Here is a 21,466-nt window from a genome sequence, read left to right on the forward strand (position 1 = left end):
CCTGCTGCTCCTGCTTGATTTCTACCTGCCGGGGGTGGGCGCCGGCGACAACCACCGGCCGGGTCAGCGGCGCGACAGCACCACCAGGTGACGTTCTGCGTCCAGTTCCGGCACGGTCAGGCGTGGTATTGCCTCGACCTGCCACTCGGCCATCAAGCCGGCCGCTTCCATGCGATCGAGTTCGGGCTGAGGATAAACGCCCTTCATGGCAATCAGCTTGCCGCCCGGCGCCAGCAGGTGGCCGGCGAGCGATGCGAAATCGCTCAGTTCGGCAAACGCACGAGACGTGATGACTGCATACCCCTTGCCGTCTTCCAGCTTCTCGACCGGGCCCCAGTGGGCGGCGGCGTTGGACAGGCCGAGCTGTGCCCGGCACTGCGTGAGGAAAGCGGTTTTCTTTTGCACGATGTCGACCATCAGCACCGACAGGTCGGGACACGTGATGGCCAGCGGCAGACCAGGCATGCCGCCGCCCGAACCCACGTCCAGCACCCGGCCACGCGCGCCCTCCTCCACCGCCGCGGCGCGAGCCGCTTGGGCCAGCGCCGGCACGGCGGCCAGCGAGTCGAGCATGTGGTGGGTCAACATCTCGTCGGGATGACGGATGGCGGTCAGGTTATAGATGGCGTTCCATTTGCGCAGCAGTGCCAGGTAGGCAAACAACTGATCAATCTGGCTCGCGGAGACCGCCAGGCCGATGGCGGACAAGCCGGCCTCCAGGCGGCGGCGCTGGTCGGCGTCATCCACGGCCGCGTAACGTTGGTTCCTCACTCAGGCGGCCTCTTGGCTGGAGTCGGACTTGGTACGCCCCATGCCCTTCTTTTTCAGATGGACCAGCAGCAGCGAAATCGCAGCCGGCGTCACGCCGGAAATACGCGATGCCTGGCCGAGGGTCTCGGGCCGGTGCTGGTTCAGCTTCTGGCCCACCTCGATGCCAAGCCCGCGCACTTCCGTGTAGTCGAAATCTTCAGGCAGGCGGGTGGATTCGTTGGCTTCGAGCTTGTCCACCTCTGCGGCTTGGCGGGCGATGTAGCCGTGGTACTTGATACCAATCTCGATTTGCTCGCGAATCTGCCCGACCAGCAGCGGGTCGGCATCGAGTGCCTGGGCGGGTGCGAACTTGCCGTCCTGCAGCGCCATCAGCGCTTCGTACGTGACAGCGGGACGGCGCAGCAGATCGGCGAGGTTGTACTCGCGCTCGATCGCTTTGCCCAGCAGCGGCACGGCATCGGCTTCCGGCAGGATGCTCGGATTCACCCAGGTACCCTTCAGCCGCTCTGTTTCACGTGAAACAGCATCGCGTTTCCGGTTAAATGCATCCCAGCGCACATCATCGACCACGCCCAGCTCCCGACCGGCCTCGGTCAGTCGCATATCGGCATTATCTTCCCGCAGGCTCAAACGGAACTCGGCGCGGCTGGTGAACATTCGGTACGGTTCTGAGACCCCACGGGTGATCAGATCATCGACCAGAACCCCAAGATAGGCTTGGTCCCGCCGGGGAGTCCAGGCATCGCGCTCCCGTACGAAGCAGCCGGCATTGATCCCGGCCAGCAGGCCCTGGGCAGCGGCTTCTTCGTAGCCGGTGGTGCCGTTGATTTGCCCGGCGAAGAACAAGCCGCTGATGGCCTTGGACTCCAGCGAGGCCTTGAGGGCACGCGGATCGAAGTAATCGTACTCAATGGCGTAGCCGGGGCGCAGGATGTGCGCGTTTTCCATGCCACGGATCGAATGCACCAGGGCAAGTTGCACGTCGAACGGCAGGCTGGTGGAAATACCGTTGGGGTAGAACTCGTTGGTCGTCAGCCCTTCCGGTTCCAGGAAGATCTGGTGGCTGTCCTTGCTGGCAAAGCGGTGGATCTTGTCCTCGATGCTGGGACAGTACCGCGGCCCTACCCCTTCGATCACGCCGGTGTACATCGGCGAGCGATCCAGGCCGCCACGGATGATGTCGTGGGTCCGGCTATTGGTATGCGTGATCCAGCACGGCAGTTGCTGCGGGTGCTGCTCGGCACGGCCAAGGAAGGAGAACACCGGCACCGGATCGAGATCGCCGGGCTGCTCGTCCATAACTGAGAAGTCGATGGTGCGCCCGTCGATACGCGGCGGCGTACCCGTCTTCAGGCGGCCCTGCGGCAGCTTGAGCTCCTTCAGGCGCGCCGAAAGCGAGACCGAGGCTGGGTCGCCCGCGCGACCGCCGGTGTAGTTATCCAGCCCGACGTGAATCTTCCCATCGAGGAAGGTACCGGCGGTCAGCACCACGGCGCGAGCGCGGAAGGTGATGCCGACCTGCGTGACGGCGCCAACAACACGATCACCCTCCACTACCAGGTCATCCACGGCCTGCTGGAACAGCATCAGGTTGGGCTGATTCTCCAGCCGCGTGCGAATCGCCTTGCGATACAGCACGCGGTCCGCCTGAGCGCGGGTGGCACGTACGGCCGGGCCCTTGCTGGAATTCAGGATGCGGAATTGGATGCCCGACTCATCCGTGGCTGCCGCCATGGCGCCGCCCATTGCATCCACCTCCTTGACGAGATGGCCCTTGCCAATGCCGCCGATGGACGGATTGCAGCTCATCTGACCAAGGGTCTCGATGTTGTGGCTCAGCAGCAGCGTCTGGCAACCCATACGCGCCGCGGCGAGTGCAGCTTCCGTGCCGGCGTGGCCACCACCGACAACAATGACATCGAATTCTTTTGGGTAAAGCATGGAGGCACCTCCTCCGGGAGGCTAGCGGGAATAAATCGGGATGCCGAATTATAACGGCAATCTCCGTGGCGCCCCTGCGCCGCAGCATGTTTCACGTGAAACATGCTCCATGAAGAACTTGGGTGTGTTCCACGTGAAACAAAAAACCGGGCGCAATGGCCCGGTTTCTCATGTGCATGGCGGAAGGCCGCAGCACTTACGGTCTGCGCTGCTCGCTCAGATAAACGCCGATGCGCTCGACAAGTCGGCCAAGATTTGTCCGAAGTTCGTCGAAGCCACTGTTGCGCTCTCGCGTCACTTCATCCATGTACAAGGGCCGGCGGATCTCGATCTGCAAGCTGTTACGCCGTTCGGCCGGACGGCCGATCTGCGCGATCAGTTGCACGCCCTTATACGGATCATTGCGTGCCACGGTATATCCCAGCGCGCGCAACTCCGACGCCACCAGCCCGACAAAGCCAGCCTCGCAGGTGGCGCCATCGCGGTCGCCCAGCACAAAATCCGCCAGCGGATGCGGGCTCTGAATCTTGAGGCGCTCGTACGCATTGTTCGGCATCGAGTGCAGGTTCAGATGCCAGACCGCCCCGAAGCGCCGATAGGTATCCTCCACCGCTTCCGACAGCGCCTGATGGTAGGGGCGATAGTAGCGGTCGATCCGGTCGCGTACCTCTTGCAGCGAGAGCTTACGGTCGTAGATCGGCGTGGCCGCATCCATGTTGCGCCAGATCAGCCCGTAGCCGAGGCGAGTTTTCTCGCCTGGCGCCAGTGGCTCGGGCCAGGTGCCGTCCAGCAAGTCGGGGTCCAGATCATCTAGCGTGCGATTAGGATCGATGTAGACCCGCGGAAAATTGGCCGCGATCAGCGTACCGCCGACGCGCGGCACGGATTCCCAAAGCGCGTCGATGTGCGTGTCCTCGCCGGCACGCAGCCGCTGCGTGGGGATGGCCGCCCGGAAGTCCTGCGGGTAACGGGTGCCACTATGCGGCGAGTCGCACACCAGCGGCAGCGTCTGGGCCGAGGGCGAGAAGCGGACAAAGGGCTCGAAGTTGTCGCTCATCGCCATCAGTCCAGTTTGATATTGGCGGCCTTGGCCACACGTGCATAGCGCGCCATTGCCTGCTGGATCTGCACCTTGAAGCCGTCCGGTGTGGTCGGCACCAGCGTGCCGCCGGACTCCTCCACCTTGCGCTTGAACTCGGGATTCAGCATCGCCTTGTGGATGGCGTCGTTGAGCTTGGCCACAATGGCCGGCGGCGTGCCGGCGGGTGCGACGATGCCGAACCAGCCGCCATCGCCCATCTCCTTATAGCCCAGCTCCGCATAGGTCGGGACATTGGGCAGCTGCGGCGAACGGGCGGAACCGAGCACGGCCAGCGCGCGCAGCCGGCCCGATTTCACGTGGGGCAGCGTGGACGAAAGGTTGTCGGTAATGGCATTGACCTGCCCTGCCACCGCATCGTTGAGCGCCAGGCCCGCGCCCTTGTACGGCACGTGCAGCATGTCGATCTTGGCCAGCATCATGAAATTCTCGATGTTCACATGGCCAAGCGAGCCGGCGCCGGGAGAAGCGAAGCTGTACTTGCCGGGGTTGGCACGGACAAGCGCGACGAACTCCTGCATGGTCTTGGCCGGCACGCTGGGGTGCACAGCGAACACGCTCGGGATGGCCACCACGTTGGTGACTGGCGCGAAATCCTTGATCGGATCGTAGTTCAGCTTCGGATAGACAGCCGGGTTCGAGCCGTGCGTGCTGACCGTCGCCATGCCGATGGTGTAGCCGTCCGGCGCCGCGCGGGCGACTTGCTCCATGCCCAGTGAGCCACCGGCGCCACCCTTGTTCTCCACCACAATGGACTGGCCCAGCTCGCGCCCGCCGAACTCCGCGACCAGGCGTGCCGACAGGTCGGTCGAGCCGCCCGCGGCGAAGGGCACGATCAGGCGGATCGGCTTGTTCGGATAGTTGGCCTGCGCTTGCGCACCGCCGGCTGTGGTCAGGCTGGCGCATGCCGCCAGGCAAGACAAGACAAAATGCCGGCGCGGCAGTTGGGCTCGGATCATGCGGACTTCTCCTTGGATTTCTATGAGTTGACTCGCCAAGTGTCGGGAGTTTACCGAGTCCGCACAAACGACTATATTGCACGGTTGCATTACCAAAGATCATTCTCGGCACACCCACCCCCACCGCATGCGGCTACGCTCGCCCTCGATGTCCGAACTCCATGCCTTTGCCGCCGCCGCGCGGCTGGGCAGCTTCACGCGCGCGGCCGAAGACCTGTGCGTAACCCAGGGTGCGATCAGCCGTGCGATTGCCCGGCTGGAATCCCACTTTGGCCAACCTCTGCTCCAGCGCAACGCACATCGACTGACGCTGACGGATGCTGGCAAGCAGCTGCTGGAGGCCGTGGCCGGTCCGTTGGCAGCCATTGAGAGCGCCAGCGCCGCCCTCCTCGCCCGTGACCGCCAGCACCACCTGACGCTGTCGGCCGTGCCCACGCTGGCCAGCGTATGGCTGGTGCCCAGGCTGCCGGATTTCCACCGCCGCTACCCTGATGTCCGCCTGGACTTCGTGCCCTACCGGCGCGATGAAGACTTTTCAGGCCCCGCGCCCGATGCGGCCATCCTGCCGGGCACGCCGGATCGCTGGCCAGGCCTGCAATCCGACTACGTGATCGGCAGCGAGATGGTGCCCATCTGCCACCCCGACCGCGCTCGCGCCCGCCACGAGGCCGGCCGCTGGTCCGAGCCCGCCGAACTCCTCGATGAGCCCCTGCTCTATCACACCACCGCGCCGGCAAACTGGCAGCACTGGCTGTGCGCCGCCGGCGTACCCAGTGCTGCGCCCACGCTCTCGAAAGGCTTCGACCAGGTCTCGATCCTGGTGCAAGCGGTCAAGGCGGATATGGGCGTGGCGGTGCTGCAGCGCTGCCTGGTACGGGATGAGATCGCTGCGGGGCGCGTGGTGGCGCCGTTCGATTTGCCGATCCGGCTGACGCGCGGCTACTTCCTGTGCGCACCGCGGGAGCGGCGGGACCATCCGGCGTTTGCGCAGTTTCGCGCATGGTTGCTGGGCGTGGCGGCACAGGATCCGGATGTGCTTCAGCTCAATGAAGAAAATTCACCAGAAAAATAGAACTGACCTTCATTTGCCAAATGACATCCATCAGGCGCATATATCTCACCATCTAGCAGCTAGACCATCAGCATAATAAATACAGATATCAAGCTTCAAGATAGATGTATTCATATCGTGAATTTAAAGCGTACCCACTGCTGCGCTATCCAACTGACAATGTCGCCGACAAATCGGCCACATCAAAAAATGCACCACACAAATAATAACGGCGAACAATGTTCGCCGTTATTATTCTAGAGAATTCCAAAAAGCAGAAAAGCGCTAAGCCGCCTTCTTCGCCAACCCCAGATACGTCTCGATCACCTTCGGATTGGCCGCGAGCTCGGCAGCCGGCCCCTCCATCGCCATATCCCCGGTCTCGATCACGTACCCGTAGTCCGCCACCTGCAGCGCCGCCCGCGCGTTCTGCTCGATCAGCAGCGTCGCCACCCCCGTCTTGCGCAGGTCATTGATGATGTGAAAGATCTCCTTGACGATCAGCGGCGCCAGCCCCAGGCTCGGCTCGTCCAGCATCAGCAGTTGCGGCTTGGCCATCAGCGCGCGGCCCACCGCCAGCATCTGGCGCTCGCCCCCGGACAGCGTGCCGGCGTCCTGCTTCGCCCGCTCCTTCAGGCGCGGGAACAGGCCGTAGACCACTTCCATCTGGTCGAGGAAGTTCTTCTCACCCGCACGCTTGCGGCGATAGGCACCCAGCATCAGGTTGTCCGCCACGCTCATCGAGCCAAACAGCTCTCGCTTCTCCGGCACCAGGCACATCCCGCGCGCCACGCGCCCTTCCACCGGCAGCCCGGCGAGGTCGTGGCCGAGGTAGGTCACCGCACCGGTGGACGAACCGCTCACCGGCAGCGCGCCCATGATGGCGTTGAGCATGGTGGACTTGCCCGCGCCATTGGGGCCGATCACCGTGACGATCTTTCCCGCTTCCACTTTCAGGTTCGCGCCGTGCACGGCCTCGACCTTGCCGTAGCGCACGTGCAGGTCCTTCACTTCCAGGATCAGGCTCATTGTCGTTTCCTTACTCCACGCCGCCGAGGTAGGCCTCGAGCACCGCCGGGTCTTTCTGCACGTCCTCAGGCACGCCTTCCGCAATGCGCGTACCAAACTCCATCACCACCAGCCGGTCCGTCAGGTTCATCACGAAGTCCATGTCGTGCTCGACCAGCAGCACGCTCATGCCCTCGCCCTTGAGCTTCTTCAGCAGCTCAGCCAGTGCCTGCTTCTCCTTGTAGCGCAGCCCTGCCGCGGGCTCATCCAACAACAGCAGCGCGGGATCGCAGCACAGCGCGCGCGCGATCTCCAGGATGCGTTGCTGGCCCAGCGCGAGGCTGCCGGCCTCCATGTACATGCACTCGGCCAGGCCCACGCGCTCGAGCTGGCGCGCGGCCTCGTGCAGCAGCTTGGCCTCCTCGTTCTTGTTCATGCGCAGGATCGCTGCCGTCACGCCGCCTTGCGGCGCAAAGTCGCCGCGCAGGTGCGCGCCGATGGCCACGTTCTCCAGCACGGTCATGGTGGGCAGCAGATGCACGTGCTGGAAGGTGCGGCCGATGCCGCGCTTGACGATCTCGCGCGAAGGCAGCCCGGAGATCTGCTCGCCGCGATACAGCACCTCGCCGCGCGTGGCCGGCAGCACGCCGGTGACGAGGTTGAAGGTGGTGGACTTGCCCGCGCCATTAGGGCCGATCAGCCCGATGATCTCGCCGGCTCGGACCTGGAAGCTCACGTCGTTGACCGCCACCAGCCCGCCGAACTCCTTGCGCGCGGCTTTGACATCCAGGATCAGTTCGCCGGCCTGCGGCTTGGCGCGCAACGGCAGCGCGAGCGCTTGCGCCGGTGCCAGCACCGGCGGCCCGTTGGGGAACAGCTTCTTGACGAACGGCCAGATGCCATCGCGCGCGTATTGCAGCAGCAGCACCATCAGCACGCCGAACACGATGGTTTCGAAGTTGCCGTTGGCGCCCAGCAGCTTGGGCAGCACGCCTTGCAGCACGTCCTTCAGGATGGTGAGGATGCCGGCGCCGAGCACCGCGCCCCACACGTGGCCTACGCCGCCGACCACCGCCATGAACAGGTACTCGATGCCGTAGTTCAGCCCGAACGGCGTGGGGTTCACCGCGCGCTGCAGATGCGCATAGAGGAAGCCGGAGATGCAGGCCAGCATCGCCGCCACCACAAAGATCACCACCTTCATCCATGCGGTGTTCACCCCCATCGCCTCGGCCATGGTGCCGCCGCCCTTCAACGCGCGGATGGCGCGGCCCGGGCGCGAGTTGAGCAGGTTCTGCATGGCGATCACCGACACCAGCACCACGGCCCAGATCAGGTAGAACATCGAGCGCCCGGAAGCCAGTTCGATGCCAAGCACGTGCAGCACGGGAATGCCGTTGAGGCCGTCGTACTTGCCGAGGAATTCCAGGTTGCCGAACAGGAAAAACAGCGACAGGCCCCAGGCGATGGTGGCGAGCGGCAGGTAGTGGCCCGACATGCGCATGGTGATCAGGCCGATCACATAGGCCGAGGCCATCGTGATCACCAGCCCGACCAGCAGGCCGAGCCAGGGCGACAGCCCGAACTGCGTGGTGAGGTAGGCGGTGCTGTAAGCGCCGAGCCCGACGAAAGCGGCCTGGCCGAACGAGGTCATGCCGCCCACGCCGGTGAGCAGCACCAGGCCGATGGCGACGATGCTGTACAGGCCGATGTAGTTGCCCAGCGTGATCCAGAATTCGGGCGTGGGCAGCACAGGCAACAGCGCCAGCACTACCGCGAAGGCCAGCAGGAAGATTCGGTTCTTGAGGTTGGTATTCATGGCGTGTCCCTTATTCCTCTTCTTCCACATGCTTGCTGGTGAGCGAGCGCCACAGCAGCACGGGCAGGATCAGGGTGAACACGATGACCTCCTTGAACGCACTGGCCCAGAAGGACGAATACGATTCGAGCAGCCCCACCAGGATGGCACCGGCGGCCGCCACCGGGTAGCTCACCAGACCGCCCACGATGGCGCCGACGAAGCCCTTCAGGCCGATCAGGAAGCCCGACTCGTAGTACACCGTGGTCAGCGGCGCGATCAGGATTCCGCACAGCGCGCCCATTGCCGCTGCCAGCGTGAACGACAGGCGCCCGGCTTGCGTTGTGCCGATGCCGACCAGCCGCGCACCCAGGCGATTGACCGCCGTGGCACGCAGCGCCTTGCCGGCGATGGTGCGTTCGAAGTAGAAATACAGCCCCGCGATCATCAGTGCCGATACGCCGACCACCCAGAGGCTCTGCCCGGAGATCGTCAGGCTGCCCACTTCAAAGCGCGCCTCGGAGAAAGGCGCGGTGCGCGAGCCCTCAGCGCCGAACATCACCAGCCCCAGCCCCACCAGCGCAAAGTGCACGCCCACCGAGACGATCAGCAGCACCAGCGTGCTGGCCTCGGCCAGCGGCTGGTAGGCCAGGCGGTACAGCATGGGCCCGAGCGGAATCACGATCAGCAGCGTCAGCGCGATCTGCGCCAGCATGGGCATCGATTGCCCGTCGAAGTTCTGCGCCAGCAGATGCACGGCCAGCGGGAAGACCAGGTACTTGCCGGCCAGCACGGCGATCCGCCTGGGCGCCGTCCGGCGCAGTTCAGCGCTGCGCAGGACGGTGACCGTCTCGTAGACAAAGGTCAGCACGCCCATGACCAGCAGCAGCCAGCTGCTTTGCGGCGCATGGCCGGACTGGATCGCCGCCAGGGTCAGCGCGCCATAGGCGACGAACTCCCCTTGCGGAATGAAGATGACGCGGGTCACCGAGAACACCAGCACCAGGGCCAGCGCGAGCAGCGCATAGATGGCGCCCGAGGTGATGCCGTCCTGCGCCAGGATGGCGGCGATCGAGAGGTCCATTGTCTCCCCGTCTTGTTGGTGAGTCCGGCCGGCGGAGGGAGGCCGGCTGGCTTGTGAAATTACGAGTTACGAAATATGAAACAACTTACGCATAGCGGAAATCCCGACGAACCCTTAGATTGCGCAGTGCCGCATCGGCAATCTGGCACGGCAGACGGGAAGCTATGCAGATGCCGAGTGCAGCATATCCGCAGCGCACCATGGCCGTCTTGCCGTCTTGCTCGTCCCGGCAAACTTCAAATTCATTAACACGTTAAAGATCTCGCATGGCGGATGCGGTGTCAAGTGCGGGATTGCCAGTAGTCGCGCAATGGCGTGGGCCGGCATGAGCCAGCACCAACAAAAAGGGCGCATGGCTGGCCATGCGCCCTTTTTGCTTCAAATGCAGCCAGTCTTCGCCGCTTACTTGGTCTGCAGCTTCCACTTGCCGTCGACGATCTCCACCATCACGCGCGCGCGCTGGTCCAGGCCAAGGTGGTCGGTCGGCGTCATGTTCATGATGCCGTGGGAAATCGGCAGCTCCTTGGTCTGCTCCATGGCATCGCGCAGCGCCTTGCGGAACTCCTTGGTGCCCGGCTGGCCCTTCTTCAGCGCCTCGGGAATAGCTCGTTGCAGCAGCAGGCCGGCATCCCAGGCATGGCCGCCGAAGGTCGAGACCTGGCCGCCAAATGCCTTCTCGTAAGCCGTCTTGTAGGTGATGGCGGGCTTCTTCACCGGGTTGGTGTCGGGCAGTTGCTCGGCCACCAGCAGCGGGCCGGCCGGCAGGAAGGTGCCTTCGCAATCCTTGCCGCACACGCGCAGGAAGTCGGCGTTGGCCACGCCGTGGGTCTGGTAGATCTTGCCCTTCCAGCCGCGCTCCTTGAGCGCCTTGGCGGGCAGCGCCGCGGGCGTACCCGAGCCTGCGATCAGCACGGCGTCGGGGTTGCTGCCCATCATCTTGAGCACCTGGCCGGTGACCGAGGTGTCGGTGCGCGCAAAGCGTTCGTTGGCCACCACCTTGATCTTGCGCATCTCGCCGACCTTGGCGAACTCTTGCGCCCAGCTATCGCCATAGGCGTCCGCGAAGCCGATAAAGGCAACCGTCTTCACGTTGTGGTTGGTCATGTGCTCGGCAATGGCGGTGGCCATGTGCGAGTCGTTCTGCGGCGTCTTGAAGACCCAGGCGCGCTTGGCATCCATCGGCTCGATGATGCGGGCCGACGCGGCCAGCGTGATCATCGGCGTTTCGTTCTCGGCGACGACATCGACCATGGCCAGCGAGTTGGGCGTCACTGTTGAGCCGACAATCACGTCGACCTTGTCTTCGCTGATCAGCTTGCGCGTATTCTTGACCGCGGTGGTGGTGTCCGACGCATCGTCGAGCACGATGTACTCGATCTTCTTGCCAGCGATCTCCTTGGGCAGCAGCGAGATGGTGTTCTTCTCGGGAATGCCCAGCGAGGCGGCGGGCCCAGTGGCCGACAGCGTTACCCCGACTTTGACCTGTGCGCTGGCGGTGCCGGCGCACAGGCTGGCTGCGGCGAGAGCCAGCAGGCTGGCGCGCTTGAATGTCATCGTGTCTCCTTCCATTGCGGCAAACGGAAGAGGCACCCGTGCCGCCTTGCGGCCAGTCGGATGCCTCAATCTGGTCTTCTGGTCTGATTTGTCCTGGTGGATCTTATTGTGCCGGTGCCCTTTCGTCGCATTTTTTTGGCCCGTATCCAGGCGCAACGCCGGCGCCTGCCTGCTACCCCGGGGCGATGGGCGAATCCGAATCCGCCCTGCCCCATTTCCCGTCCTGCGCGTGATCCCCGGCGGCGCTCGGCAGGGCTCGCCAGGCAATGCCATGGCGCGCCGCGCCGGCCGCTCATTCACCGACCGCTTGGTCGGGAATGCGTAGCGAGTCTAGCAACAGGCATATCGCCGGGCTAGCGGGATTAACCCGCATCGCAGCATGCAAGCGACACGGCCGCAAACCGGCCCTCAGCGGCCGAACGCATCCCAGGCGGTTTTCACGATCAGCGCTGCCACTACCACGATGAACACGCGCCGCACGAAGGCGCTCCCATGCTTGAGCGCGAGGCGGCTGCCAATCTGGCTGCCGCCTACGTTAGCCAGCGCCATGACCAGCCCGAGCTGCCACCAGACGTGCCCCTTCGCCGCCAGCAGCAGCAGGGCCGCCAGGTTGGTGGCGAGGTTGACCACCTTGGTCGATGCCGAGGCGTGCAGGAAATCGTAGCCGAACACGCGCACGAACACGATCATCAGGAAGCTGCCGGTCCCCGGCCCGAACACACCATCGTAGAAGCCGATCACGGCCCCCGCCAGCAACGCCGCGGCGCGCTCCTTGCCGCCGGAGAGCGACGGTGCGTGCTCGGTGCCGAGGCTCTTCTTGGCCACCGTATAGACCAGCAGGGCCACCAGGATAAAGGGCAGCGACTTGCGCAGCGGCGCCGCGGGAATCAGCGTGAGCGCGTAAGCGCCCGCCATCGAGAAGGCAAAGGCCGACAGCATCGTCGGCAAGGTCGCGCCCCAGTAGATGCGCACGCTGCGGCCATAGCGCAGCGCCGCATTGGTGGTACCGGCCAGCGACGCCACCTTGCTGGTGCCGAGCAGCGTGGCCGGCGCCATGTTGGGATAGGCTGAAAACAGCGCGGGGATCTGCACCAGGCCACCACCGCCGGCAACAGCATCGATCAGGCCGGCAAGAAAAGCGGCAACAGCAAGAAACGCGAATTCCATGGACGCGGGGAGACGAAAGAAGAAAAAACGGAGGGAGCGAGGGAAGGAGGCGAACCCAGCGCGGCGGGCGCGCTCGAAGCGTCAGCCCAGCATCTTGGCGGCTGGCGACAAATTGAGATGCCACAGGCCGCTGGCATGCGGCACAAAACCCGCCGGTGCGGCCTGCGCCGCCGCCAGCAGCGCTGGCGCCAGCAACAGATGGCGCACGCCATGCGCGCTGCACCAGCCGGCCAGCAGGCCGCAGCAATCCAGCAGCAAGGCGGCACCCGTGTCCGCCGGCACGTCACCGGCCCACCATTCGGTGGCAAGCGCCGCAAGGCCGGCAAGTTCGAGATGCGGTATCAGCGTAACGGGCAGGCAACCGAGCAGATCCGTGCCGACGCTGGCCTGCGCCACCACGCAGGCCCCGCGCTCGGGCCGGGCAAGCAGGCCCTCCAGCAGCGCCTGCCGGGCGCGCGCCGCCGCTACGGGCAATGCGTGCCGCGATTGCAGCCAGGCGCCCAGGTTTTGCGCATCGCCAGCATCGGCCAGGCGTATCGAGGCCGGGGCATGGCGGATTCAGGCGGGGAAGGAATAAGAGAGGGGGAATCTGACGGCATGGCGGGCCCGATGGCAAGGCCACATTGTCGCATGCGCAATTGGTCGCTTTGACAACGATCCCGCATGGCGAACACATCACGCACCAGGAAGGGGCATTCAACCCGCAAATTAAAAAAGGCGTTGCCGAGGATCACCCAGCAACGCCCTTATCTTATATTGACACTGCAGCCTAGTGACTGCGCGCCTGTCGTCTCCTCGCTTCCGCCTCCATTTAACCTGCGAAAACCGTATATGGAATGTAACGAAGCGGTGCGTTTCGAGCAAGCTAGAAGAAACCCTAGCCCCAAAACCGGGCATGTTGCCCCACGATCACTCCCGGGCCTTCCCAAAGCGGGCAAGAAGCTCGCCCATGATGCCGCGGCGGAACGTCAAAACGCAGATCACGAAGATCACGCCGGTCACCATTGTGACGGATTCGCCCAGTGAGTTGAACCACTCGATACCCGTCGTCGAGGCCAGGAAGCTGCCGATATCGCCAAGCTTGTTTTCCAGCGCCACCACCACGAAAGCCCCGACCAGCGGGCCCGAAAGCGTGCCCAGGCCGCCAACCAGCGTCATCAGGATCACCGAGCCCGACATGGACCAGTGCACGTCGGTCAGGGTGGCAAAGCCCAGCACCAGCGCCTTGATCGAGCCGGCCAGCCCGGAAAGCGCCGCTGACAGCACAAACACCATCAGCTTGAAGCGGTCCGTATCGTAGCCCAGCGAGATGGTGCGCGGCTCGTTTTCCTTGATCGCCTTGAGGATCTGGCCGAACGGCGAATGCACGGTCCGCACGATCAGCGCGAAGGCCGCCACGATGATCGCCAGCGCCACGTAATACAGCGTCAGATCGTTGGCTAGCGACAACACACCGAACAGCTTGCCGCGCGGAATGCCCTGCAAGCCGTCCTCGCCCCCGGTGTACGGCACCTGCAGGCAGAAGAAGAACAGCATCTGCGCCAGCGCCAGCGTGATCATCGAGAAGTAGATGCCCTGCCGGCGAATCGCGATATACCCGACCACGTAGCCGATCAAGGCACCCGCCAGCGTGCCCAGCACCAGCCCGACCTCCGGCGTGACGCCCCACACTTTCATCGCATGCCCGGCCGTATAGGCCGCGCCGCCGAAGAAGGCCGCATGGCCGAACGACAGCAGCCCGGTATAGCCAATCAGCAGGTTGAAGGCGCATGCGAACAGCGCGAAGCACAGCACCTTGAGCACGAACACCGGATACGCCCCGGCCATCGGCGCCAGGACCAGAGCTGCCAGCAACAATCCGTACAACAGTTTCTTCTGCACGCCCCGCCCCTGTCTTGTCTGCCCCGCGGCCACTGCCGCGCCGGTTGGTTGGTTCATCACTTCTCCCTCCCGAACAGCCCGGCCGGGCGCAGCATCAGCACGATCACCATAATGAAGAACACGACCGTGGAGGAGGCCTCGGGATAGAACACCTTGGTCAGGCCCTCGATCACGCCCAGGCCGAGGCCGGTCAGGATCGAGCCCATGATCGAGCCCATCCCGCCGATCACCACCACCGCGAACACGATGATGATCAGGTTCTGCCCCATCAGCGGCGAGATCTGGATCACCGGCGCAGCCAGCACGCCGGCAAACGCCGCCAGCGCCACGCCGAACCCGTAGGTCAGCGTCACCATCAGCGGCACGTTGACGCCAAAGGCTTCAACCAGCTTGGGGTTCTCGGTGCCGGCACGCAAATAGGCGCCCAGCTTGGTCTTCTCGATCAGGTACCAGGTGGAGAAGCACACCACCAGCGAGGCGGCCACCACCCAGGCCCGGTAGTTCGGCAGGATCATGAAGCCGAGATCAGTGGCGCCGCTCAGCGCCTCGGGCGCCGAGTACGGCAGCCCCGACACCCCATAGATCGAGCGGAAAATGCCTTCGATCACCAGCGTGATGCCGAGCGTCAGCAGCAGGCCGTAGATATGGTCGAGCTTGTAGATCCAGCGCAGCATGGTGCGCTCGATCACGATGCCGATCAGCGCCACCGCCAGCGGCGACAGCACCAGCATCACCCAGTAGTTGAGCCCGGCGTACTCCATGCCCATCCAGGCCAGGACCGCGCCGAGCATGAACAGCGCCCCGTGGGCAAAATTGATGACGTTGAGCAGCCCGAAGATGACCGCAAGGCCGAGGCTCAACATCGCATAGAAGGCACCGTTGACCAGTCCCAGCAGTAACTGGGACAGCATGGCGGGCAGAGGAATACCGAAGATGTCCATCGCAGGCGTTACCGTTTGCGCACCAGCCGGGATTCGTCGTTCCCCGCCAGGCAGGCGCTGTCAAAATGAAGCGAAGAAAGACACTGGCCCCCGCTCCCGAACCCGGTCAACTTGCAACGGTCCCGGGCGGGGGCGCCATACCTCAATCAACTCAACGCAACTTAACTCAGTTCAGACGCTTACTTCTTCATCATCGCGCACTTCGATTCCGCCACCGTGGTGAAAGCCTGCTCACCCGGGATCGTGGCCACCACCTTCAGGTAGTCCCACGGCTTCTTCGATTCGGCCGGCGACTTCACCTGCATCAGGTACATGTCGTGGATGCCGCGGCCGTCCTGGCGAATGTAGCCCTTGGTGTAGAAGTCGTTGATCTTCATCTTCTTGAGCTCGGCCATGACCTTGTCCGGATCATCCGTCTTGGCTGCCTCGACCGCCTTCAGGTAGGTATGCGCGGCGGAGTAGTCGGCGGCCTGCAAGCTGCTCGGCATCTTCTTCATCTTGGTGAAGAAGCGCGCGGCGAACTTGCGCGTATCGTCGTTCATGTCCCAGTACCAGCTGTCGGTCATCAGCAGGCCTTCGGTGTTCTTCAAGCCCAGGCTGTGGATGTCGTTGATGAACATCAGCAGGCCGGCGATCTTCATCGTCTTGGTGATGCCGAATTCCTTGGCCGCCTTGATCGAGTTGATGGTGTCGCCGCCGGCATTGGCCAGGCCCAGGATCTGCGCCTTGGACGATTGCGCCTGCAGCAGGAACGACGAGAAGTCGGAGGCCGACAGCGGATGGCGCACCGAGCCCACCACCGTGCCACCGTTGGCCTTCACCACGGCCGCGGTATCGTTTTCCAGCGAGTGGCCGAAGGCGTAGTCGGCGGTCAGGAAGAACCACGACTTGCCACCCTGCTTGACCACCGCGCTGCCGGTACCCTTGGCGAGCGCCACCGTGTCATACGCATAGTGCACGGTGTACGGCGAGCACTCTTCGTTGGTCAGGCGCGCCGAGCCGGCACCGATATTGAAGTAGACCTTCTTCTTCTCCGAGGCCACCTTGTTCATGGCCAGGCCGGTAGCGGAATTGGTGCCGCCGATCAGCACGTCCAGGCCCTGCTGGTCCATCCACTCGCGCGCCTTCGAGGCAGCGATGTCGGCCTTGTTCTGGTGATCGGCCGAGACCAGCTCGATCGGCTTGCCCAGCACCTTGCCACCGTTGTCCTCGATTGCCATCTTGATGGCTTCGAGGCCGCCCGGGCCGTCGATGTCGGCGTACAAGCCGGACATGTCGGTGATGTAGCCGATCTTGACGGTATCGCCCGAGACCTGCGCCGATGCCGAACCCATTGCCACGCCCGTTGCGATAGCCGCCAGAGCGACCGCCAGCCGAGTCATCTTCATTGTCTGTCTCCTTAGTTTCGGCGGCACCTGACGCCACCCGTTCCTGCCCTAAAACAATGCCTGCGATTCATGACAGCGCCGCGCGCCGATTCGAATCAGACCCCAAGCAGCTCGTTCAGCACCGGCATCTTGGCCTGCAGCTCCGCAGCCGCGAAGCGCTCGACGATCGTGCCGTGTTCCATCACATAAAAACGGTCGGCCAGCGGCGCGGCAAAGCGGAAGTTCTGCTCCACCATCACCACCGTGTAGCCCTTTTTCTTGAGCATCAGGATCATGCGCGCCAGCGCTTGCACAATCACGGGCGCAAGGCCCTCCGAGATCTCGTCGAGCAGCAGCAGGTTGGCGCCGGTGCGCAGGATGCGCCCGACGGCAAGCATCTGCTGCTCGCCGCCCGACAGGCGCGTGCCCTGGCTCTGGCGGCGCTCCTTCAGGTTGGGGAACATCTCGTAGATCTCGGCCTCGCTCATGCCGGTGACCGCGCTGGTGCCCTGCCCTTTCAGCAGCGGCGGCAGCATCAGGTTTTCCTCACACGACAAGCTGGCGAAGATGCCCCGCTCTTCCGGGCAATAGCCGATGCCGCAGTGCGCGATCTTGTGCGTCGGCATGCCGATGGTCTCGGTGCCGTTGACGCGGATCGAGCCCTTGCGCTGGCCGGTCAGGCCCATGATGGCGCGCAACGTGGTGGTGCGCCCGGCGCCGTTGCGCCCCAGCAGCGTCACCACCTCGCCGGCATTCACGGTCAGGTCCACGCCATGCAGGATGTGCGATTCGCCGTACCAGGCGTGCAGGTCCTTGATTTCTAGTGCGGGCGTTGTGCTCATCCTGGCTCCTCAGTGCGCGCCCTGCAGTTCAGCCTCGACGGTGCCCATGTAGGCCTCCATCACGCGCGGGTCTTTCGATACCTCGGCGTACGGCCCCTCGGCCAGGATCGCGCCGCGCTGCAATACCGTGATCTTGTCGGCGATCGAGGAGACCACGTTCATGTTGTGCTCCACCATCAGGATGGTGCGCCCCACCGCCACCTTGCGGATCAGCTCGGTGACGCGCGCCACGTCTTCGTGGCCCATGCCCTGGGTCGGCTCGTCCAGCAGCATCATCTCCGGCTCCATCGCCAGCGTGGTGGCGATCTCGAGCGCGCGCTTGCGGCCGTACGGCAGGTTGACCGTTACCGTCTGCGCCACATCGGTCAGCCCGACCTGCTCCAGCAGTTCCATGCCGCGCGCGTTCAGCGCGTCGAGCGTGCCCTCGCTGCGCCAGAAATGATAGGAAGTGCCAAGTTGCCGCTGCAGCCCGATGCGCACGTTCTCCAGCACCGTCAGGTGCGGGAACACGGCAGAGATCTGGAACGACCGGATCACCCCGCGCCGGGCGATCTGCGCCGGCTTCTCGCGGGTGATGTCGATGCCGTTGAACAGGATCGTGCCCGTGGTCGGCTCGAGGAACTTGGTCAGCAGGTTGAAGCAGGTGGTCTTGCCGGCGCCGTTGGGGCCGATCAAGGCATGGATGGAGCCGCGCCGCACCTTGAGGTTGACGTCGCTTACCGCGGTGAACCCCTTGAACTCCTTGGTGAGGTTCCGCGTCTCCAGGATCGTTTCTTGCTGATTCATGGTCTCCTGCCCGCCCTCTTGCTGCGGCGCCGGCTTCTGGTCGGCACCGCCAAATGGTCAGAACTGTGGTGCCAGTCGCACCACCACCGCACAGGTCACGCCAATCCAGTTGCGCTCCCCGTGGCTGTTGCGGCTCTCGCGCCGCTTGGTTTTATTTACCGCTTTTATTGCTGCCTGGATGTCCGCCGCGCGCGCCCGTCCCGGAACGCGCGACGCGCCCTTGTGGGGGCGCGCCAATGTGAGCGGTGCTGCACGGCATCTCGGCGTCTATTGTGTGCGTCTGCTGCGTCGCAAAACATCCGGGTTTGCACTGATTATGAAACATGAACCAGATGTCAGGTTGGTGTCAGGTTTGCCACGTGTTTGCCGCGCGTCCGCGGCAGGCAGCGTACTCAAGCCTGGGTTGTGGCTCCCGTTTTGATGGCCGGCAAAGCCCCCGCAGGGGAAACAGCACCGTGGGCGGCCCCTTGCCCCACGCCGCTCGCGCGCCGGCGCCGGTCCTCGCGGATCAAGTCGCTGGCGCGCTCCGCGATCATGATGGTCGGGGAGTTGGTGTTGCCCGAGGTGATCAGCGGCATGATCGACGCATCGACCACGCGCAAGCCATCGATGCCGATCACGCGCAGGCGCTGGTCCACCACGGCCTGCGGGTCATCGGGACGGCCCATGCGGCAGGTGCCCACCGGATGGAAGATGGTGGTGCCGATCTCGCTCGCGGCCTGGGCCAGTTGCTCGTCGGTTTCGAACGCCGCGCCCGGCAGCCATTCCTGCGGCTTGTAGGGCGCGAGCGCGGGCGAGGCCACGATGCGCCGCGTCAGCCTCAGCGAATCCGCCGCGACCTTGCGGTCGGCGTCGGTCGTCAGATAGTTGGGCGCGATCACCGGCGCGTGGCGGAAATCCGGATCGGCGATGTGCACGCTGCCGCGCGAAGTCGGGCGCAGGTTGCACACGCTGGCCGTGAACGCATTGAAGCGATGCAACGGATCGCCGAACTTGTCGAGCGATAGCGGCTGCACGTGGTACTCCAGGTTGGGCCGCGCATACGATGCATCCGAGCGCGCGAAGGCGCCGAGCTGGGACGGCGCCATGCTCATCGGGCCGCTCTGGTTGACCGCGTACTGCAGGCCGATGCCAAGCTTGCCCCACCAGCTGCCCGCGCGCGTGTTGAGCGTGCGCACGCCCTCCACCTTGACCACGCTGCGCAGCTGCAGGTGGTCCTGCAGGTTTTCGCCCACGCCGGGCAAGGCATGGCGCACCGCGATGCCCGCCGCCTGCAGCCGCTCGGGCTGGCCGATGCCGGACAGTTCCAGCAACTGCGGCGTGTTGACCGCGCCCGCCGCCAGGATGACCTCCTCGCGCGCGGCCACCGTGAATGGATTGCCGCCGCCGAGATAGTCCACGCCGGTGCAGCGGCGTCCCTCGAACGTCAGCGCGCTCACCTGGGCGCCGGTGACGATCGTCAGGTTCGGCCGCTCCGCCGCACGGCGCAGGAACGCCTTCGCGGTATTCCAGCGGATGCCGCGGCGCTGGTTGACCTCGAAATAGCCCACGCCAAAGTTGTCGCCGCGATTGAAGTCATCAGTGCGTGGGATGCCGGCCTGCTCGGCGGCATCGATAAAGCGCTCCAGGATGTCCCAGCGCAAGCGCTGCCCTTCCACCCGCCATTCGCCACCCGCGCCGTGGAATTCGTCGCCGCCGCGATGATGGTCCTCGCTGCGCTTGAACAGCGGCAGCACATTGTCCCAGCGCCAGCCATCGTCGCCCGTCAGGCGCGCCCAGTCGTCATAGTCTTCGCGCTGCCCGCGCATATAGATCATGCCGTTGATCGACGACGAGCCACCCAGCACGCGGCCGCGCGGGTAGCCCAGCGAGCGGCCGCCCAGGCCGGCTTCCGCCACGGTGCGGTACATCCAGTCGGTGCGCGGGTTGCCGATGCAATACAGGTAGCCCACCGGGATGTGAATCCAGTGGTAGTCGTCGCGCCCGCCGGCTTCCAGCAGCAGCACGCTCACCTCGGGGTCCTGGGTCAGGCGGTTGGCCAGCACGCAGCCGGCCGATCCGGCGCCGACGATGATGTAGTCGTAAGTCTCCATGCTTTCTCTTGTCAGGCCTTGCGCCACGTTTGGAACGGTTGATGATGAGTCCGCGCGGGAACATCCCGCCAGGATGGCAAATGCATGCATCCATGCGCGGCATGCCGAGCTTGGGCCGTGGCTGCGTGCAATGGTTCAGTTGACGGCAGCCAGGCGCACATCATGCACGCTCACGTCGCCTGCGGCTGCAGATGCTTGCGCAGCCAGCCGGTGAGCGCGGCCAGCACCTCGCCGCGCAGCGGCTGTGCCTCGTTGAAGATCTCGTGGTAGCCGGTGTCGAACCAGAGCGCGTCGCGCAGGTCGGGCGGCGCGTTGTCGAAGAAGCGGCGGCTGCCGGCCGGGTCGACGATGCGATCGTCGCCCGCCACCAGCATCAGCATGGGCGCTTCCAGCATGGGCGCGTCGGTTTGCGCCTGCGCCATGCCGCGCACGAAGGTCTCCAGCACGCCGGCGCTGATGGTGCCCTGCACCAGCGGATCGGCGCGGTACTGCGCCACCACCGCGGCGTCGTGCGACAGGTAGCGCGCGTCGATCGGGTTAGGCACGCGCAGGCGCGGCACCAGCGTCAGCAGCATGCGGTGCAGGGCCAGCATCGGGGCCGACAGCCTCAAGGCCAGCGCCGGCGATGACAGCACGAGCGCGCGGATGGGCCGCACGCGCGCGGTGGCGAAGCGCGCGGCCACCAGCCCGCCCATGCTGTGCCCCAGCAGGAACGGCAGCTCCTGCCACTGGCCCACCGCGGCGTCGTGGATTTCGGTGAGGTCTTCAACGAACACATCCGGATGCTCCGCCACCATGCGCGGCCCGCCGCTGGCGCCGTGGCCGCGCTGGTCGTAGGCGCGCACACGCAAGCCCAGGCCGCACAGCAGCTCCGCCACGTGCTGGTAGCGGCCGCAATGCTCGGCCAGGCCGTGCACCAGCAATAGCGAACCGGCGGGCTCCGGGAACAACTCGGGATCGGGCTGCCAGGTGCGCAAGAACAGTTCGGTGCCGTCACGCATGCGCTGGCGGCTTTCGATAGGAGTGACGGGCCGCGCGGGGGCCTCCTCGGCAGGGCCGGCGCCATCGGCGCCGATGGCGGCCGGCTCGGCGCAAGCAGCGGTACTCGGTCGATCCATTCGGTT

Annotated in this window: 18 protein-coding genes; 1 reads left to right on the top strand and 17 read right to left on the bottom strand. The window is 64.8% G+C overall.

Features of this window, described 5'->3' with window-relative positions:
* Nucleotides 1–63: 63 nt before the first annotated feature.
* From rsmG to ACX12D_RS19240, 4 genes are all read right to left on the bottom strand, one after another.
* On the bottom strand, nt 64–771 hold the full coding sequence (gene rsmG / locus ACX12D_RS19225) for a 16S rRNA (guanine(527)-N(7))-methyltransferase RsmG (protein WP_459372315.1): 708 nt from the start codon (nt 769–771) through the stop codon (nt 64–66).
* Nucleotides 772–2,712 (bottom strand): tRNA uridine-5-carboxymethylaminomethyl(34) synthesis enzyme MnmG, encoded by a 1,941-nt coding sequence (gene mnmG / locus ACX12D_RS19230; RefSeq protein WP_459372316.1) that lies wholly within the window; start codon nt 2,710–2,712, stop codon nt 772–774.
* Nucleotides 2,713–2,908: 196 nt separating this feature from the next.
* Nucleotides 2,909–3,769: an N-formylglutamate amidohydrolase gene (locus ACX12D_RS19235; protein WP_441635772.1), complete on the bottom strand. Its 861-nt coding sequence runs from the start codon at nt 3,767–3,769 to the stop codon at nt 2,909–2,911.
* 5 nt (nt 3,770–3,774) lie between these two features.
* Complete coding sequence (locus tag ACX12D_RS19240) at nt 3,775–4,770, bottom strand: Bug family tripartite tricarboxylate transporter substrate binding protein (RefSeq protein ID WP_441635774.1); 996 nt, start codon at nt 4,768–4,770, stop codon at nt 3,775–3,777.
* 127 nt (nt 4,771–4,897) lie between these two features.
* Between ACX12D_RS19240 and ACX12D_RS19245 the strand changes: the two genes are divergently transcribed.
* A complete protein-coding gene (locus ACX12D_RS19245) occupies nt 4,898–5,842 on the top strand; it encodes a LysR substrate-binding domain-containing protein (RefSeq protein WP_459372317.1) in 945 nt (314 codons plus the stop codon).
* 264 nt (nt 5,843–6,106) lie between these two features.
* Here the strand turns inward: ACX12D_RS19245 and ACX12D_RS19250 are convergent, their stop codons facing one another.
* The 13 genes from ACX12D_RS19250 to ACX12D_RS19310 all read right to left on the bottom strand — a co-directional run bounded on the left by ACX12D_RS19250 (nt 6,107) and on the right by ACX12D_RS19310 (nt 21,460).
* A complete protein-coding gene (locus ACX12D_RS19250; protein ID WP_459372318.1) occupies nt 6,107–6,850 on the bottom strand; it encodes an ABC transporter ATP-binding protein in 744 nt (247 codons plus the stop codon).
* Between the two features lie 10 nt (nt 6,851–6,860).
* A complete protein-coding gene (locus tag ACX12D_RS19255) occupies nt 6,861–8,648 on the bottom strand; it encodes a branched-chain amino acid ABC transporter ATP-binding protein/permease (protein WP_459372319.1) in 1,788 nt (595 codons plus the stop codon).
* A 10-nt stretch (nt 8,649–8,658) separates the two neighbouring features.
* The gene (locus ACX12D_RS19260; RefSeq protein ID WP_459372320.1) at nt 8,659–9,711 is read right to left on the bottom strand and encodes a branched-chain amino acid ABC transporter permease; all 1,053 of its coding nucleotides are present in this window, start codon (nt 9,709–9,711) and stop codon (nt 8,659–8,661) included.
* Between the two features lie 402 nt (nt 9,712–10,113).
* The gene (locus ACX12D_RS19265) at nt 10,114–11,265 is read right to left on the bottom strand and encodes an ABC transporter substrate-binding protein (protein WP_183034091.1); all 1,152 of its coding nucleotides are present in this window, start codon (nt 11,263–11,265) and stop codon (nt 10,114–10,116) included.
* 408 nt (nt 11,266–11,673) lie between these two features.
* Nucleotides 11,674–12,432, bottom strand: coding sequence for a sulfite exporter TauE/SafE family protein (locus tag ACX12D_RS19270; protein WP_459372321.1), 759 nt, complete (start codon nt 12,430–12,432; stop codon nt 11,674–11,676).
* A gap of 81 nt (nt 12,433–12,513) precedes the next feature.
* The gene (locus ACX12D_RS19275; protein WP_459372322.1) at nt 12,514–12,906 is read right to left on the bottom strand and encodes a hypothetical protein; all 393 of its coding nucleotides are present in this window, start codon (nt 12,904–12,906) and stop codon (nt 12,514–12,516) included.
* A 435-nt stretch (nt 12,907–13,341) separates the two neighbouring features.
* A complete protein-coding gene (locus ACX12D_RS19280; protein WP_459372323.1) occupies nt 13,342–14,370 on the bottom strand; it encodes a branched-chain amino acid ABC transporter permease in 1,029 nt (342 codons plus the stop codon).
* Nucleotides 14,370–15,254 (bottom strand): branched-chain amino acid ABC transporter permease, encoded by an 885-nt coding sequence (locus tag ACX12D_RS19285; protein ID WP_043350832.1) that lies wholly within the window; start codon nt 15,252–15,254, stop codon nt 14,370–14,372. Before ACX12D_RS19285 ends, ACX12D_RS19280 begins: the two co-directional genes overlap by 1 nt.
* Nucleotides 15,255–15,433: 179 nt before the next feature.
* Nucleotides 15,434–16,642, bottom strand: a complete 1,209-nt coding sequence (locus tag ACX12D_RS19290) for an ABC transporter substrate-binding protein (protein ID WP_459372324.1) — start codon at nt 16,640–16,642, stop codon at nt 15,434–15,436.
* Nucleotides 16,643–16,737: 95 nt separating this feature from the next.
* A complete protein-coding gene (locus ACX12D_RS19295; RefSeq protein ID WP_043350837.1) occupies nt 16,738–17,463 on the bottom strand; it encodes an ABC transporter ATP-binding protein in 726 nt (241 codons plus the stop codon).
* A gap of 9 nt (nt 17,464–17,472) precedes the next feature.
* On the bottom strand, nt 17,473–18,249 hold the full coding sequence (locus tag ACX12D_RS19300; RefSeq protein ID WP_441635796.1) for an ABC transporter ATP-binding protein: 777 nt from the start codon (nt 18,247–18,249) through the stop codon (nt 17,473–17,475).
* A 392-nt stretch (nt 18,250–18,641) separates the two neighbouring features.
* A complete protein-coding gene (locus ACX12D_RS19305) occupies nt 18,642–20,342 on the bottom strand; it encodes a GMC family oxidoreductase (RefSeq protein ID WP_459372325.1) in 1,701 nt (566 codons plus the stop codon).
* Nucleotides 20,343–20,512: 170 nt separating this feature from the next.
* Nucleotides 20,513–21,460 carry an alpha/beta hydrolase gene (locus tag ACX12D_RS19310; RefSeq protein WP_459372326.1) on the bottom strand — a complete coding sequence of 316 codons (948 nt, stop codon included), beginning with the start codon at nt 21,458–21,460 and terminating at the stop codon, nt 20,513–20,515.
* Nucleotides 21,461–21,466 lie beyond the last annotated feature (6 nt).

It is taken from the genome of Cupriavidus sp. PET2-C1, from assembly GCF_054515855.1.